At 68.1% G+C, this 14,187-nt stretch carries 15 protein-coding genes and 2 pseudogenes; 9 read left to right on the forward strand and 8 right to left on the reverse strand.

Features of this window, described 5'->3' with window-relative positions; all coding sequences use genetic code 11:
• Nucleotides 1-20: 20 nt before the first annotated feature.
• The 3 genes from frr to N8I84_RS28440 all read left to right on the forward strand — a co-directional run bounded on the left by frr (nt 21) and on the right by N8I84_RS28440 (nt 2,547).
• The gene (gene frr / locus N8I84_RS28430) at nt 21-578 is read left to right on the forward strand and encodes a ribosome recycling factor (protein WP_044388432.1); all 558 of its coding nucleotides are present in this window, start codon (nt 21-23) and stop codon (nt 576-578) included.
• A complete protein-coding gene (locus N8I84_RS28435) occupies nt 578-1,705 on the forward strand; it encodes a phosphatidate cytidylyltransferase (RefSeq protein ID WP_263232290.1) in 1,128 nt (375 codons plus the stop codon). The genes frr and N8I84_RS28435 overlap by 1 nt, the downstream gene beginning before the upstream one ends.
• Before the next feature lie 164 nt (nt 1,706-1,869).
• On the forward strand, nt 1,870-2,547 hold the full coding sequence (locus N8I84_RS28440; protein WP_263232291.1) for a YceI family protein: 678 nt from the start codon (nt 1,870-1,872) through the stop codon (nt 2,545-2,547).
• Nucleotides 2,548-3,384: 837 nt separating this feature from the next.
• Here the strand turns inward: N8I84_RS28440 and N8I84_RS28445 are convergent.
• The 3 genes from N8I84_RS28445 to N8I84_RS28455 form a co-directional block, all read right to left on the reverse strand.
• Nucleotides 3,385-3,861 carry a DUF1254 domain-containing protein gene (locus N8I84_RS28445; RefSeq protein ID WP_263232292.1) on the reverse strand — a complete coding sequence of 159 codons (477 nt, stop codon included), beginning with the start codon at nt 3,859-3,861 and terminating at the stop codon, nt 3,385-3,387.
• 339 nt (nt 3,862-4,200) lie between these two features.
• Complete coding sequence (locus N8I84_RS28450; RefSeq protein ID WP_263232293.1) at nt 4,201-4,419, reverse strand: hypothetical protein; 219 nt, start codon at nt 4,417-4,419, stop codon at nt 4,201-4,203.
• Between the two features lie 44 nt (nt 4,420-4,463).
• Complete coding sequence (locus tag N8I84_RS28455; protein WP_263232294.1) at nt 4,464-4,697, reverse strand: hypothetical protein; 234 nt, start codon at nt 4,695-4,697, stop codon at nt 4,464-4,466.
• A 438-nt stretch (nt 4,698-5,135) separates the two neighbouring features.
• On the opposite strand from N8I84_RS28455, the gene N8I84_RS28460 reads away from it, so the two are divergent.
• Entirely contained in the window at nt 5,136-5,324 is a 189-nt protein-coding gene (locus N8I84_RS28460; protein ID WP_263232295.1) for a hypothetical protein, read from the forward strand.
• A 212-nt stretch (nt 5,325-5,536) separates the two neighbouring features.
• Here N8I84_RS28460 and N8I84_RS28465 read toward each other — a convergent pair whose 3' ends face one another.
• Nucleotides 5,537-6,085 carry an SMI1/KNR4 family protein gene (locus tag N8I84_RS28465; RefSeq protein ID WP_263232296.1) on the reverse strand — a complete coding sequence of 183 codons (549 nt, stop codon included), beginning with the start codon at nt 6,083-6,085 and terminating at the stop codon, nt 5,537-5,539.
• A gap of 511 nt (nt 6,086-6,596) precedes the next feature.
• Nucleotides 6,597-6,893, reverse strand: a complete 297-nt coding sequence (locus N8I84_RS28470; RefSeq protein ID WP_263232297.1) for a hypothetical protein — start codon at nt 6,891-6,893, stop codon at nt 6,597-6,599.
• Between the two features lie 98 nt (nt 6,894-6,991).
• Here N8I84_RS28470 and N8I84_RS28475 point away from each other — a divergent pair.
• A pseudogene (locus tag N8I84_RS28475) lies at nt 6,992-7,516 on the forward strand (UTRA domain-containing protein); the annotation flags it as partial.
• Between the two features lie 135 nt (nt 7,517-7,651).
• Here N8I84_RS28475 and N8I84_RS28480 read toward each other — a convergent pair.
• From N8I84_RS28480 to N8I84_RS28490, 3 genes and pseudogenes are all read right to left on the reverse strand, one after another.
• Nucleotides 7,652-8,392, reverse strand: a complete 741-nt coding sequence (locus tag N8I84_RS28480) for a class I SAM-dependent methyltransferase (RefSeq protein ID WP_263232298.1) — start codon at nt 8,390-8,392, stop codon at nt 7,652-7,654.
• 132 nt (nt 8,393-8,524) lie between these two features.
• Nucleotides 8,525-8,836 (reverse strand): DUF6416 domain-containing protein, encoded by a 312-nt coding sequence (locus N8I84_RS28485; RefSeq protein WP_263232299.1) that lies wholly within the window; start codon nt 8,834-8,836, stop codon nt 8,525-8,527.
• Nucleotides 8,837-9,049: 213 nt separating this feature from the next.
• Nucleotides 9,050-9,478 (reverse strand): annotated as a pseudogene (locus N8I84_RS28490) (hypothetical protein); the annotation flags it as partial.
• A 212-nt stretch (nt 9,479-9,690) separates the two neighbouring features.
• On the opposite strand from N8I84_RS28490, the gene N8I84_RS28495 reads away from it, so the two are divergent.
• The 4 genes from N8I84_RS28495 (at nt 9,691) to N8I84_RS28510 (ending at nt 14,185) form a co-directional block, all read left to right on the forward strand.
• Nucleotides 9,691-10,008: a S1 domain-containing protein gene (locus tag N8I84_RS28495; protein WP_263232300.1), complete on the forward strand. Its 318-nt coding sequence runs from the start codon at nt 9,691-9,693 to the stop codon at nt 10,006-10,008.
• A 124-nt stretch (nt 10,009-10,132) separates the two neighbouring features.
• Complete coding sequence (gene rlmN / locus N8I84_RS28500) at nt 10,133-11,239, forward strand: 23S rRNA (adenine(2503)-C(2))-methyltransferase RlmN (RefSeq protein WP_263232301.1); 1,107 nt, start codon at nt 10,133-10,135, stop codon at nt 11,237-11,239.
• Between the two features lie 265 nt (nt 11,240-11,504).
• On the forward strand, nt 11,505-12,545 hold the full coding sequence (locus tag N8I84_RS28505) for a thiamine ABC transporter substrate-binding protein (RefSeq protein WP_390899059.1): 1,041 nt from the start codon (nt 11,505-11,507) through the stop codon (nt 12,543-12,545).
• Complete coding sequence (locus N8I84_RS28510) at nt 12,521-14,185, forward strand: ABC transporter permease (RefSeq protein ID WP_263232302.1); 1,665 nt, start codon at nt 12,521-12,523, stop codon at nt 14,183-14,185. Before N8I84_RS28505 ends, N8I84_RS28510 begins: the two co-directional genes overlap by 25 nt.
• Nucleotides 14,186-14,187 lie beyond the last annotated feature (2 nt).

The raw sequence follows: 14,187 nt of genomic DNA on the forward strand, positions 1-14,187 counted from the left end.
AAGACACGCAGGAGCAAGTGGTGATCGAAGAGACCCTCCTCGAGGCCGAGGAGAAGATGGAGAAGGCCGTCGTGGTCGCCAAGGAGGACTTCGCCGCGATCCGCACCGGTCGTGCGCACCCGGCGATGTTCAACAAGATCGTGGCCGACTACTACGGCGCACCGACGCCGATCAACCAGCTGGCCTCGTTCTCGGTGCCGGAACCGCGTATGGCCGTGGTGACGCCGTTCGACAAGAGCGCGCTGCGCAACATCGAGCAGGCGATCCGCGACTCCGACCTGGGCGTCAACCCGAGCAATGACGGCAACATCATCCGTGTGGTGTTCCCCGAGCTCACCGAGGAGCGGCGCCGCGAGTACATCAAGGTCGCCAAGGGCAAGGGCGAGGACGCCAAGGTCTCGATCCGCTCCGTGCGCCGCAAGGCGAAGGACGCCATCGACAAGCTCGTCAAGGACGGCGAGGTCGGCGAGGACGAGGGCCGCCGTGCGGAGAAGGAGCTCGACGACACCACCGCGAAGTACGTCGCGCAGGTGGACGAGCTGCTCAAGCACAAGGAAGCGGAGCTCCTCGAGGTCTGATGAACGACTCTTCCTGGGGGGCGCCGCCACAGGCCGGGTACTGGGGGCCCACCGAGCAGGGGCCTGGCCAGGGCGTCGGCCCGGCGGGTCCCGCGTACGATGCGCATGACGCCCAGCAGACTCGCCCCATGCCCATCGTGCCCGAGGTACCCGCGCCCGGCGGAGACCAGGATGACGACCGGGGGGTCGCCGCCCGTCGACGCGGCCCCTTGTTCCGCGACGAGACGCCGCAGGTGCCGTCCCCGTGGGTGGCGCCGCAGAATACGGAGCCCATGCCCGACGCCCCGCAGCCGGCACCCGCACCTCAGAAGAAGAGTGCGGGCCGTGACCTGGGTGCGGCCATAGGGGTCGGCGTCGGGCTCGGCGTCGTGATCGTCGCCTCGTTGTTCATCGTCAAGGCCGTGTTCGTCGGTGTCGTAGCGGTGGCCGTCGTGGTGGGCCTGTGGGAGCTGACGAAGCGGCTGGAGGAACGCAAGGGCATCAAGGCGCCGCTGGTGCCGCTCGCGGTCGGCGGCGCGGCGATGGTCGTCGCCGGGTATGTGCGGGGCGCCGAGGGAGCCTGGGTGGCGATGGCGCTGACCGCGCTCGCGGCCCTGGTGTGGCGCATGACGGAACCGCCGGACGGCTACCTCCGGGACGTCACGGCAGGCGTCTTCGCAGCCTTCTACGTGCCGTTCCTGGCCACGTTCGTCGCCATGATGCTCACGGCCCACGACGGCCCGCAGCGCGTGCTGACCTTCCTGCTCCTGACGGTCGTCAGCGACACGGGTGCGTACGCCGTCGGCTGGCGCTTCGGCCGGCACAAGCTGGCCCCGCGCATCAGTCCCGGCAAGACCCGCGAGGGTCTCGTGGGGGCGGTCACCTTCGCGATGGGGGCGGGCGCCCTGTGCATGCAGTTCCTGATCGACGGCGGCTCCTGGTGGCAGGGGTTGCTGCTGGGGCTCGCGGTCGCGGCCAGCGCCACCCTCGGCGACCTCGGCGAGTCCATGATCAAACGAGACCTGGGCATCAAGGACATGGGCACGCTGCTGCCGGGTCACGGGGGCATCATGGACCGCCTCGACTCCTTGCTGCCGACGGCACCGGTGGTGTGGCTGCTGATGGTGATCTTCGTCGGGTCGGCCTGACCTGCGCTGTCCGGACAGAGGGGCTCGTCGTCCACGGACGGCGGGCCCCTCTGTCGCGTCGACACCCGGCAGATGGGCCCACCTGTGAAGGTCTGCCGATGAAGGGTCGGGTTTCCTGACCAGCCCTTGCGGGCGCCGGTCGCCCTGACATAACTACATGCGTCATGAACCTTTTCGGCCGCAGCTCTCCACTCCGACGCGCGGCGGCTCCCGCCGCGCCCGTGGCCCCCGGTGCCCCGCTGAGCCCCGCCGCTCCGGCGCATACGGGTGCCGGCGTTCTGCCCGATCCCGCCCTGCAGGCCCTCACCGGCGAGTGGATGATCGACCCCGCGCACAGCAGGATCGGGTTCTCCGTGCGGCACGCCATGGTGACGACGGTGCGCGGCGCCTTCACGCAGTACGACAGCCGCCTCTACTTCGACGGCCGCGACCCGGCCCGCTCCCGTGCCGACATCGCTCTGTTCACCGCCAGCGTCGACACCGGTGTCGAGCAACGCGACGCGCACCTGGTCGGTCGCGACTTCCTGGACTCCGCGACCTACCCGCGGATGATCTTCACCAGTACCGCTGTGCACCTCGTGGGCAGGGACGTCTACCGCATGACCGGTGACCTCACCATCAAGGACACCACCCGCCCCGTCGACCTGGAGCTCACCTACATCGGCCATGTGACGGACCCGTTCGGTTACGAGCGCGTCGGCTTCGACGGCACCACCACGATCGACCGTTCCGACTGGGGCCTGACCTACAACGCCAGGCTCGCCGAGGGCGGCGCCATGGTGAGCGAGAAGGTCCGCCTCCAGTTCGACATCGCGGCCATCCGCGCCACCGCCACTACCTGACGGAGCACACGGGCCGCGCCGGCAGGAGACCGAACCGGCCGTCACGGCCTCGTGAATCTTCGGTCGCGGGCCGCACCAGTGGATCTGAGACACCGGGAGAACCATGCCCAAGCCCGGAGAACTGGCAGTGACCATATGCGAACAGGCCCGCCACCTGCGCGTTTCGCACCGGTAGGGGGCCTGGTGTAGGGCGCTGGGCCGTCTGCGGGCCGTCGACCGAGCCGGTTCGTCGAATGCCGGTGCCCGATGACGGTTCATCAGCCAGGATGTTCCCGTGGATGCAGCGGTGTGGGTGGGTGCCGTAGCCGGCTTCGCTGGCGCACTTGTGGGTGCAGGAGGATCAATAGCAGCAACGCTAGTCGCCCAGCGCAGCCAGCAAGCTATAGCCCGCAGAGAGCAGCGAGAACGGCTTGTTGGGGAAACCGTCGAGGCGATCTCCCGTGAGTTCGTTTCGCTTCACGAACTAGCCAGGAGCTATCCGGACCAGGATGCGCCGGAAGGCGTCGTGAGCCCCTATCGTTTACAAGCGAACGAACACCACAACCGCATCTTGCTGGCACTTCCTAGGCTTCCGGATCGCGCGCTGGCTGAGCGTATTGGCGACATCCTGGTAGCAAGTATGTTGGCCTTTCAAGGAACTGAAGGCACGTACCGCGATCGTCGGCAGGGCGCTTTCAGCGCTCCATTTGAGGGGATAGCGTGCCTCGGTGCCTTCCTTCGGGGTGACGTACTGCCGCCGCCCACCGACTACACGCAGGCAGTTATGGCACGTCGCCGAGAGCGGGAAGCTGGGGCGGCAAGCCCATCAGTCGGCATCAGTGGCAACCCCTCGCAGGCTCAATGATCCTGCGCCAAAATCATGTCAACGGCGCGACGATTACGCTCCTGGCTCGACGGCATCAGGTGTGCGTACACCCGCACCTGTTCACCGGGTGCAATAAGGGTGTAGCTCTGGGTGCCGGTACCCGTGGTGCGTTTGCCCGGCACGGCGAACACATCGGTCCACGTGTCGAGCATCGGCATCAAGAAATACCTGTCTCCCGTGTCGTCGATGGACACGTCCACCGGTCCGCCGGTCAGGTCCAGCCAGGACGCCGAATACAGTGTGTCGAAGTTCGGGCGCACCACGATACGGAAGTCCGCGGACGGGAATTCGCGGATGTGGTGGAACTGGTTCGGCGGTCCGAAGCCGGGTTTGACATCCGCCGGAACGCTTACGCACTGCTCACGCGTGACGTCCATCGTCACCAGCGGATACAGATGGACATAGGCCTCGCGACTCAGCGTCCGCAGGTCATCAGCCGGCTTCGCCATGCCGCTGCTCCTCTCCCCCCGGACAAGTGTGAAAACGATGTGCCTCCCCTTGTCAGGCTGTCACTATCCACCCGCGTCAGCGACGCGAGGCGCCGGCAAGTACCCGCCCTGATCGCCTCCCGAGCCGGCGTACGCCGGGCAGCAACCGGGGAGCCGCCAGACGGAGTCCCGAGTGGATCGGTGACATGGCACAGCAGCGGAGTACAGCAACCTCAGCAACCGACCATGACCCACAGCAACCCTGAGGGACCGTATGGCAGCCTCTATGTCCCTCATTGACCGATCTCTGTGGAACTACGGATCAGAAGGTGATGGCCCCGGCGCGATCCGCGCAAGGCATCACGTCTCCGGGCTCCAGCGTTCCGGCCCTACTCCGCGCCAGTCGATCCACGGGGTCCCTGCCACCTCCGCCGGGTCGATCTCCAGCCCGGCCCGGCGCAGAAACTCCGCGACGTCGACCACGCTGTGGGCCAGGCCGAGGGTCTCGCCGTCCACGCGTACGCGCCGACCCCCCGTGGGAGACGGCGGATGCACGACCACGCGAATCGCGTCGGACATGCCTTCAGGATCATCCGGCGCATGCGGCCCCACATTCCAGCGCGTCATCGATGAAGCCGCTCACTCACGTCCCCGTCCGAGCGTCCCAGATCACGCAGTTCCCGCCACGCCGCAGGGCCCGGGCGCTGCTGCTGCCAGTAGGGATGAAAGAACAGCTGAGCCGACAGCCGGTACAGACGCCTGCGCAACTCGCTACGGGCGGGCCGCTCGGCAAGCTGCTGGTAGGTGGCACTCCACTCCTGCTGCGCCTGGGCTAGGTCGTCGGGAAACGGTCGCATGGCCAAATTCAAGCATGTGTTCGATTTTTCGGGCCAGCAAAGATCTCGTGTCAGGTGGCGGAGGACAGGCCATGGGCACATCTCGGGCGGTACGGCTCGCCCCGACGTCGAACCGAGGCCGAGGTGGCGAGTCACCTTTGAGCGCTCACCAGGGCAGGAGCACGTACCCGGCCGGTCGCCACCGTCTCAGTTTCCGTCTCATTCACCGCCGTTCACGGACGTTCAGGCGAGACCAGCGGCCCACTCCCGCACTCCGACCACCCGCCCATGAACCCAGGTGAACGCTCCCGCACGCACACCAACACCCCACCAGCACAGTTGGATAGCGTGTGGGTCAGCAGCTGCATACTGCCTCGCCGGGTTGGCCGCAGCCCGCGTATGGTCACGCGTCAGGGGTGACTCGCCGACGGACAGCGGTTGTGCCGGGAACGGGGGACCGTGAGCAGGAGACGATACGTCGCCCGGGGCGTACCGGGTGGTTACCGGATCTGGGACAACCGTCGACGTCGATGGTGGGGCGATCTCTACGAGTTGTGTCCTGACGATCTCGTGGTGGAGCTCAACGGCCAGGCGGACCACGCACGGATCACTGCGCCGATGAAGCGCTACAGCGCGCAGAAGCGGTAGGTGGCCCCGGAGCATGGATGACGAGTGCACGCACCACAACCGCACCAGAACTGGCGGGGAACAGCGGGGATTTACGGTGAAAGCTACACCCGCCGATGAAGCCACAGGTCAGCCGTCTGCCCAGGTCAGCGCTGCAAGCGCCTCCAAATGCTCGCAGCTTCCCAAGCTGATGCTGCCAACGGAGCAACGGAGTGGCACACCGCCATCCAAGGTCACATTGCATCAGACCAGGGCTTGCCCTCGACCCAGTGACGGACCCAGCCGGCGAAGCCGGGCTCGCCGGTGGTGAAACCGAACTCGGACCCAAACGGTCCGGCACCCTCGCCGCAGATGTTCCAGACGTGTCCACGGTGGGGGCCTGCGACGATCAAGTGCCAGTACATGCCGCAGCCGTCAGTGCCCAGCACGATCGACCCGTGGTCGAAGACGGGATCCAGCGTCGGACCCAGTTCGTCGTCCGGTATATCGTCCTCTTCCCACAGCCACATCTCCGTGAGCGGGAACGGCTTGGCCAGCTCACGGACCGGGCGGTCGTCGCCCCAGTCATCGGGTAGCTCGGCCAGCGGCACCAGGCCGTAGTCGGGCGGGCCGAAGCTGCAGCCGTCGGCTATCTCCGCGACGCAGGTCCGGTAGGGCTCGGGCAACGTGATTCCGTGTTCCGTCTCGAAGGCGCGGACTGCCTCCCAGCCCAGGGGCTCCCCGGTGTCAAAGGCCGCCCGGAGCATGGCCAGGTCTTCGGGGCGAGCGTGCTCGGTGTCCATGGGGCACATAGCTATCACCCGCCACTGTCAGATCACGAGGTGGGTGGCCCCAGACCGTCTATCAGGCTCGGTGCGGCGAGCCTTCGCCGATTACGTCTGACTCGTGGCAAACACGGGTGCCTAGAAGATCAGGCAGGAGTTCGGCGGCTGCAGTACAGCAGCGCAGTACAGCAACCACAGCAACTGACCATGACCGGCAGTGCCTCTGACGGGCCTCGCGGCGACCTCTGTGACCGTCGTTGACCAATCTCTGCAGAGCTACGGATCAGAAGGCTTCTGACATCCACGGCTGACATCAACAACGCCGGACGAGGGCGTACACCAGCACCCCTGTCCGGTCGTCGCACCCGTCGATGATGGCCTCCGGAGCAGGCTCGGATCGAACTCCGAGAGGGGTGGTCACCAAGCCCAGCCCCACACGGGCGTGCCAAGTGCATGCCGGACCAGAACAGGGAGCCCCGGACCGTCTGCGAGGCTCCCCGCCGTACTACGCACGCTGCCGCTCAGTCACCTAGGGGTGCCCAGGCGCGGCAGGTCTGCGTCCGCGACTGGTCGCTACGCGCAGCACGTCCCGCAGGGCGCTGGTCAACTGGGAGGCGAGAAGGCGCAACACCTCCAGGTCTTCGGTGTCGTCGTCGAGTACCTGACGTGCGTGCTCCAGCAGTTGTGATGCCATCCCGTGCTGGAACGCCTCGATGTGGTCCGCCAGGCGCGACACGTATCCGCCTTGGTCATCGGTGCTCAGGTAGCACGGCTTTCCGTCAGGCCCCGCCCATGGGAGCAGTCTCAGTTCGTCCCGTGTCGTCATCCCTGCGCTGCCCCCTGGCCTCGATGTCGGGCGCCGGCGTGACGCTGGAAGCCGAACTCCTCACCGCGTCACCTCCGGGCCGAGATGGGGCAGATGCCGAGTGGCCTAACGGGTCGCCGTTCCGAGCAGACATGAAGGCTTTGGGCAGGCAAGGGGATTGGGAGAGCCGTACCGAGGCCAAGGTGCCGGCTCCGGCGGAGATCGCGGCGCGGCTCGGCATTGCCGAGGGCGACCTCTGCGTCAGGACGTCGTACGAGTTCCTGGCCGACGGCAGGTCGGTGCAGCTTTCGACGAGTTGGGAGCCGTACGACCTCACCGCCGGCACTCTCGTCGTACTCCCCGAGGGAGGGCCGCACGCCGGGGCGGGGGTCGTGAACCGGATGGCGGCCATCGGGGTCACGGTCAGCCACGCCGTGGAGCAGCCGGAGCCGAGGCATGCGACCTCCGAGGAGGCTTCACTCCTGGGCATCCAGAAGGCCGCGCTCGTGACGCACATCCGGCGGACGTACTACAGCGACCAGGGGCGCCCTGTGGAGACGGCGGACATTGTGGTGCCCGCCGCGCATTGCGAGGTCGTCTACGAGATCCCGATCAACGCTAACCGTCACTCCGGGGGCGGCTGACGGCCGCAGCGTGAGGTGCAAAAGGCGTGCGTCCCGTCGACGAGAGTTGGTCGTCAGCGAGGCGCCACTGCGAGATCAGCGGTCCCTTAGGCCTGCCCGGCGAGGGGATGCCTTCACGTCTTGGCGCGGCGGAACTTACGGTTTGTGGGTTACCCAGAGCAGTTCCGCCGGCCAGCGGTGTGCCCAGTCGGGTGGGTCGGTTTCGTTGTAGCCGTTGGGTGTTCCGGGTTCGGGCCGCGGCTCGATGAGGTCGTCGATGACGAGTCCCGCGCCGCGCAGGACCCTGACCCAGTCGCCGTAGGTTTGCTGATAGCTGGTCGCGTCGCCGTCTTCGGCAATGGTGTTCAGCCCGAAGTATTCCTTCTGCAGCGTCGTGGTCACGCGGCTGGCGGCTTCGTCGTAGCAGACTTCGAACCATGGGCTGGCGACGTTGAACACCAGGCGCCCGCCTGGGCGCAAGACGCGCGCGGCCTGCGGGACGGCCAGGTGCGGGGGTGCCCAGCTGAGCCCACCGAAGTCGCAGAACACCAGGTCGAAGCTGTCGGCAGCAAAGGGGAGTCGTTCGGCGGCGCCTTGCACCAGCGGATAGCTGGCCGCTCCCATCGCGCGGCTCGCTGCGGCGAGTTGCGCTTCGGACAGGTCGAGCCCCACCACAGTGGCACCCTCGGCGGCGAGCGCCCTGGACCACTGGCCGGCGCCGCAGCCCAGTTCGAGGACGCGTTTGCCGGTGACGTCGCCCAGGGCGTTCAGGTGCGCGTCGGGGATGGAGTACATGCCCCACAGCCGGGGGGTGGCCCCGATCTGCGGGTCGTGTTCGCGCTGGTAGGCGCTGCTGATCTGGTTCCAGAGCCGCCGGTTGGCGGGGATGCTGTCCACGTGCCGACTCCAGCACTGCCTGTCGGGGGCGGTCAACACGATTAGGGCACTGGTCGGCCCTCGCCTCGGTCCGGCCCTCGCTCGGCCCATGATCCGCCGGCCAGAACACCTAGGCCATGAGCGATGATGGAGTCACTCGCCGAGCCGAGCGGCCAGGAACACCGCTGCCACCGAGGGGCGGACTGCGTACGTCGCGCCCGCGCTCCCCTCGGGTGCCTCCCACCAGTAGAACGGAAGCCGCCGCCCACTGTTGCTGTGTCCCTTGCTCATCCCGGACAGCACCCCTGCCACGCGCCGCGCCGGATCACTCTCGTTCGGCCCGTCCAGGGCCTTGTCCGCCAGCTCCGTGCAGTGGATCCGCCGGCCAGGGTTGCGCGCCAAGTACTCGAGCACCTGCCGGGCCTGCGGTGCGAGTTCAGCCCAGAACACTGCGGCGCGCTGCAAGTCCTCCGGACCCCATTCCGGGGCGCCGCAGTGCCCCTCTTCGCCCGAGTGCCCAGCCCATCGCGGATCAACCTCAGACAGATACTCCGTCATGCCCGCCCCCAACAGTTAGTACTCAGCGTGTGTGTCGTTGGCACCGTACAGAGCCACCAGGACACTGCGTGTCGAATCCGTGTCGAAGTTCTACCGACAAGCCGCTCAGCTGAGGAAGAGTCACAGGTCAAGAGGAGGACGGGACGCACCCACAGAGCGCCTTCTAAGCGCCTGCCCCTCGGCTCGCCTCCAGCGCCTGAGCCAATCGGCGAGCACGGAGAAGTCGGCGTCTTCCAAGCCCTTGGTCGGGTCGACGCGGCGAAGAAGCGACGGCCCAGGATGTCGGGCAGCGACCCACAGGCGGTCCATGCTGCTGATCTCGTCGTCGACCCAGATGAACGGCCGGCGGTTGGCCCACTCGACGAGATGAGGGGTCTTCCAGTGCAGGCCCCGCGGACTGCTGTCGGTACAGGCGTCCGGCCACTCGACGACGGGCAGCCGTGGTAGTCCGATGCGTGGGGCGACGGCCTCGTTTGCCTCTTCCATCCACGTCGACGCCCACACGAGATCACAGCCCAGGGCCGTGAGGCGCGATCCAAGATCGAGCCGCGTTTCGGCACGCCGCTCAGCAGAGTGATCGAACTTGCAGAGCGGCGGTCCGTATCAAGACCCAGACAGCAATGACGGCAACGCTGACGGCAACGAGCGCGGACGACGACGCTGGGCAGCCTGTAACGGTAGCCCGGCGGACCCGCTGGTCTAGCCTGCCGGGGTGCGCCCACATTTTCTGAGCACCGGTCCCAGGGCGTCATGATCTACCGATGGATGAGTACGCCTGGCCCACGGGTCCTGAAGTGCCGGCCGCTGATGCGGTCCGGTCGAACTGGGCGGCAACCGTCGCGGCCCTGCCTGTAGGAACCCGGATCACCGGCGAGGTCGTCGGGCGCCAGCGCTTCGGGGTCTTCATACGTATTGACGGCGTGCCGAACGCCAGAGCGCTGGCGGAGATCACGGCCATGCCGCACGGGATGGACCTCCCGGCCCTCGGGGCCTCCGTCAGCGGGGAGGTCATCTGGCACGCCGCCCACAACCACCAGGTCAAGGTCCGGCTCGATGAGTGGGCGGCAGCCGACAAGTGATCTCCGCTGGGCCGTCCCTGGGCCGTCCGAGGCCGCTCAGCGGCACCGGTGACTACTACTAACGACAGTCGTAGCCAGTGACAGCCCCAGGTCACCCGATTGGATCTGCGACACTGGTTGAGCCATGCCTAAGCCCGGAGAACTCACTTTCGTCGCGCCGCGCGGAGCCAAGACGCCGCCGCGGCATCTCGCTGATCTCTCGCCCGCCGAGCGCAAGGAGGCGGTCGCCGCGATCGGCGAGAAGCCGTTTCGCGCCAAGCAGCTCTCGCAGCACTACTTCGCGCGGTTCGCGCACGACCCGGAGCAGTGGACCGACATCCCCGCGCCCTCCCGCGGCAAGCTCCAGGAGGCGCTGCTCCCGGAGCTGATGACGGTCGTCCGGCATCTGGCGACGGACCAGGGCACCACCCGCAAGACGCTGTGGCGGCTGTTCGACGGCACGCTCGTCGAGTCCGTGCTGATGCGCTACCCGGACCGGGTCACCATGTGCATCAGCTCGCAGGCGGGCTGCGGCATGAACTGCCCGTTCTGCGCCACCGGCCAGGCGGGCCTGGACCGCAACCTGTCCACCGCCGAGATCGTGCACCAGATCGTGGACGGCATGCGGGCGCTGCGCGACGGCGAGATCCCCGGCGGCCCGGCGCGGCTGTCCAACATCGTCTTCATGGGGATGGGCGAGCCACTCGCGAACTACAAGCGGGTCGTCGGCGCCGTCCGCGCCCTCACCGACCCCGCGCCGGACGGGCTGGGCCTCTCGCAGCGCGGCATCACCGTCTCAACCGTCGGACTGGTGCCGGCCATCCACCGGTTCGCCGACGAGGGCTTCAAGTGCCGTCTCGCCATCTCCCTGCACGCCCCGGACGACGAGCTGCGCGACACCCTCGTCCCCGTCAACACGCGGTGGAAGGTGCGCGAGGTCCTCGACGCCGGATTCGAATACGTCGAGAAGTCCGGACGCCGGCTGTCCATCGAGTACGCCCTCATCCGGGACATCAACGACCAGGCGTGGCGCGGTGACCTGCTGGGCCGGCTGCTCAAGGGCAAGCCCGTGCACGTCAACCTGATCCCGCTGAACCCGACGCCCGGCTCCAAGTGGACCGCCTCCCGCCCCGAGGACGAGAAGGCGTTCGTCGAGGCGATCGCCGCCCACGGTGTGCCGGTGACGATCCGGGACACCCGGGGTCAGGAGATCGACGGGGCGTGCGGTCAGCTCGCCGCCACCGAGCGGTAGTCTGAGGGCCGTCAGTCAGTACGTACATCTTCATATTCCGACAGGGGAGCGCCACAGCGCTGAGAGTGCGGTATCGACCGCAGACCCTCTGAACCTCGCCCAGGTCATTCTGGGTAGGGAGTTCGGTCTTCACTCGAGCTGTTGCGCCCTGCCCGGGACCCTCCGAGGTCCGGGGCGGGGCCGCGTCTCTTCCTGGTCACCCCCAGGAGGAATCCAGTTGAGCATCACCGGTAAGCAGTGGGCGGCCGTGGCCGTCGGGCTGGGCATGGTCACGCTGTCCGCGTGCGGGTCGTCCGGTTCCGCAAGCGGGAACGGCAGCGGCGACTCAAAGACCGTGACCCTCGTCAGCCATGACTCGTGGGCCGCCTCCAAGAGCGTCATCGCGGCGTTCGAGAAGGAGTCCGGCTACACCGTCAAGGTCCTCAAGGACGGCGACGCGGGCCAGGCCGTCAACAAGGCGATCCTCACCAAGGACAACCCGCAGGGCGACGTCTTCTTCGGCGTCGACAACACACTGCTGTCCAGGGCGCTGGACAACGGCCTCTTCCAGCCGTACGAGGCCAAGGGCCTCGACCAGGTCGGCACCCCGTACCAGCTGGACGCCGGCAAGCACCGGGTCACGCCCATCGACTACGGCGACATCTGCGTCAACTACGACAAGAAGTACTTCGCCGACCACAAGCTGACCCCGCCGGCGTCCTTCGACGACCTCGTCAAGCCCGAGTACAAGAACCTCCTCGTCACCGAGAACGCCTCCACGTCCTCGCCCGGCCTCGGTTTCCTGCTCGGCACCGCCGCGAAGTACGGCGACGGAGGATGGCCGGACTACTGGAAGAAGCTCAAGGCCAACGGCGTGAAGGTGGTCGACGGCTGGGAGCAGGCCTACAACCAGGAGTTCTCCGGCTCCGCCGGCGGCAAGAAGGCCAAGGGCGACCGGCCGCTCGTCGTCTCCTACGCCTCCTCGCCGCCCGCCGAGGTCGTCTACGCCGACCCCCGGCCCAAGACCGCGCCGACCGGTGTCGCCACCGGCACCTGCTTCCGCCAGATCGAGTTCGCCGGTCTGCTGAGCAACGCGCACAACACCAAGGGCGGCAAGGCGTTCCTCGACTTCCTGATCAGCAGGAGGTTCCAGGAGGACATGCCGCTCAACATGTTCGTCTACCCGGTGGTCGGGGGAGCGAAGGTGCCCGCGGAGTTCACCGCGTACGGGCCCGCGGCCAAGGACCCCGAGACCATGACCCCGACGAAGATCGCCGCCAACCGTGACCAGTGGGTCAAGTCGTGGACGTCGCTCGTACTGAAGTGACCCCACGCGGGCGGGGGAACGCGGCGCGGCTCGGGCTGATGGCCCTGCCCGTCGCGTTCTTCGCGGTCTTCTTCGCCTACCCCGTCGCCGCGATCGTCGCACGCGGTCTGAAGGCGGACGGGGTCTGGCGGCTCGGGCGGGTCATGGACGTGCTCGCCGAGCCGGACATGCGGCACGTGCTGTGGTTCACCACCTGGCAGGCGCTCGTCTCCACCGCTCTGACCCTGCTGATCGCGCTGCCCGGCGCGTATGTCTTCGCGCGCTACGACTTCCCGGGCAGGCACGTGCTGCGTGCCGTCGTCACCGTCCCGTTCGTGCTGCCCACGGTCGTCGTCGGCACCGCCTTCCTGGCGCTGGTGGGTCGCGGCGGCCTCCTCGACGACCTGTGGGGCGTACGGCTCGACACCACCGTGTGGGCCATCCTGCTCGCCCACGTCTTCTTCAACTACGCCGTCGTCGTCCGCACGGTCGGCGGGCTGTGGGCGCAGCTCGACCCCCGCCAGGAGGAGGCCGCGCGCGTGCTCGGCGCCTCCCGGCTCACGGCCTGGCGGACGGTGACGCTGCCCGCGCTCGCACCGGCGGTGGCCGCCGCCGCGCTGATGGTGTTCCTGTTCACCTTCACCTCCTTCGGCGTCGTGCAGATCCTCGGCGGCCCCACCTTCTCCACCCTCGAGGTGGAGATCTACCGGCAGACCTCGGAGATCTTCGACCTGTCCACCGCCGCGGTGCTGACGATCGTCCAGTTCGCCGCGGTGGGCGCGATCCTCGGGGTGCACGCCTGGACGGTGCGCCGCCGGGAGAGCGCGCTGAAGCTGGTCGACCCGTCGCGCACGGCGCGCAGGCCGCGCGGCGCCGCACAGTGGGCGCTGCTCGGCGCGGTCCTCGCGACCGTCGCCCTCCTACTCGTCCTGCCGCTCGCCGTCCTCGTCCAGCGCTCGCTCGACGCGCCCGGCTTCGCCTACTACAAGGCGCTGACCCGCAGCGACGACAGCACCTTCCTCGTCCCGCCCGTCGACGCCATCGTGAACTCCCTCCAGTACGCCGTCGCGGCCACACTCATCGCGGTACTGATCGGTTCGCTCGCCGCCGCGGCCCTCGCCCGCAGGGACGCCGGCCGGCTCGTACGGGGCTTCGACGCGCTGCTGATGCTGCCGCTCGGCGTGTCCGCGGTGACCGTCGGGTTCGGCTTCCTCATCGCGCTCGACGAACCGCCGCTGGACCTGCGCGGCTCCTGGATCCTGGTGCCGCTCGCGCAGGCGCTGGTGGGCGCCCCCTTCGTCGTGCGCACCATGTTGCCCGTGCTGCGGGCCGTGGACGAACGGCTGCGGGAGGCGGCCGCCGTGCTCGGCGCGTCGCCGTGGCGGGTGTGGCGCGAGGTCGATCTGCCGATCGTGCGGCGGGCGTTGCTGATCGCGGCCGGGTTCGCGTTCGCCGTGTCGCTGGGCGAGTTCGGGGCGACCGTGTTCATCGCGCGGCCCGACAACCCGACGCTGCCGGTGGCCGTGGCGCGGCTGCTCGCCCGGCCCGGCGACCTCAACTACGGGCAGGCGATGGCCCTGTCGACGATTCTGATGGTGGTGTGCGCGGTGGCGCTGGGAGTGCTGGAGAGGCTGCGGACCGATCGGACGGGGGAGTTCTGACG

This window comes from Streptomyces cynarae (genome assembly GCF_025642135.1).
In the GTDB taxonomy this organism is placed as follows: Bacteria; Actinomycetota; Actinomycetes; order Streptomycetales; family Streptomycetaceae; genus Streptomyces; species Streptomyces cynarae.

Bases quoted from the DNA above. Each gene is read 5' to 3' on its own strand.
- N8I84_RS28435 (WP_263232290.1), top strand. From the start codon at position 578: ATGAACGACTCTTCCTGGGGGGCGCCGCCACAGGCCGGGTACTGGGGG.
- N8I84_RS28440 (WP_263232291.1), top strand. From the start codon at position 1,870: ATGAACCTTTTCGGCCGCAGCTCTCCACTCCGACGCGCGGCGGCTCCC.
- N8I84_RS28445 (WP_263232292.1), bottom strand. From the start codon at position 3,861: ATGGCGAAGCCGGCTGATGACCTGCGGACGCTGAGTCGCGAGGCCTAT.
- N8I84_RS28450 (WP_263232293.1), bottom strand. From the start codon at position 4,419: ATGTCCGACGCGATTCGCGTGGTCGTGCATCCGCCGTCTCCCACGGGG.
- N8I84_RS28455 (WP_263232294.1), bottom strand. From the start codon at position 4,697: ATGCGACCGTTTCCCGACGACCTAGCCCAGGCGCAGCAGGAGTGGAGT.
- N8I84_RS28465 (WP_263232296.1), bottom strand. From the start codon at position 6,085: ATGGACACCGAGCACGCTCGCCCCGAAGACCTGGCCATGCTCCGGGCG.
- N8I84_RS28470 (WP_263232297.1), bottom strand. From the start codon at position 6,893: ATGACGACACGGGACGAACTGAGACTGCTCCCATGGGCGGGGCCTGAC.
- N8I84_RS28495 (WP_263232300.1), top strand. From the start codon at position 9,691: ATGGATGAGTACGCCTGGCCCACGGGTCCTGAAGTGCCGGCCGCTGAT.
- rlmN (WP_263232301.1), top strand. From the start codon at position 10,133: ATGCCTAAGCCCGGAGAACTCACTTTCGTCGCGCCGCGCGGAGCCAAG.
- N8I84_RS28505 (WP_390899059.1), top strand. From the start codon at position 11,505: ATGGTCACGCTGTCCGCGTGCGGGTCGTCCGGTTCCGCAAGCGGGAAC.